The sequence below is a fragment of the Bacillus sp. LR--39 genome, assembly GCF_053613335.1.
Genome location: NZ_JBSIOT010000903.1, coordinates 1 through 700, shown reverse-complemented (window position 1 = coordinate 700; position 700 = coordinate 1). Strand labels below are relative to the sequence as shown.

The 700-nt window shown below is 50.1% G+C and carries 1 pseudogene; it reads left to right on the top strand.

What is annotated here, in order from left to right:
• Positions 1 to 700 (top strand): annotated as a pseudogene (lplD, locus tag ACWHAR_RS27365) (alpha-galacturonidase LplD); the annotation flags it as partial.

Below are 700 nucleotides of genomic sequence, written 5' to 3'. Positions count from 1 at the left end.
TCGGGACGCAAAAGCTATTGGCGGAAATGGTCACGGAAAGGCTGGGGATAGAGGTGCCGCGGCGTGAGGATATCCGCGTTAATGTGCTCGGCATTAACCATTTTACATGGATCACAAAAGCCTCTTACCGCCATATTGACCTGCTGCCTATATTCTGTGAATTCAGCGCGCACTATGGGGAATCAGGATATGAGCTGGAGGGGGAAAGCTGGAGGGACAGCGTCTTTTGTTCGGCACACCGTGTTGCGTTTGATTTATTTGAAACGTATGGCGCCATCCCTGCTGCGGGTGACAGGCATCTGGCAGAGTTTCTTCCCGGCCCATACCTCAAACAGCCTGAGGTATGGAAATTTCATCTCACACCTATACCATTCAGAAAACAAGACAGAGCTGAGAAACGACAAGAAACAGAACGGTTGATCGTGCAACAACGGGGCGTTGCTGAGAAAGCTTCGGGAGAAGAAGGCGTGAATATCATAGCGGCTCTTCTCGGATTGGGTGAACTCGTCACAAATGTAAATATGCCGAATCAAGGCCAGGTCTCAAACCTTCCTATACAAGCCATTGTCGAAACAAACGCATTCATCACAAGGAACCGTGTCCAGCCGATTTTGTCCGGAGCGCTTCCGAAAGGTGTGGAAATGCTGGCGACTAGGCATATATCCAATCAGGAGGCAGTGGCGGACGCAGGTTTAACAAA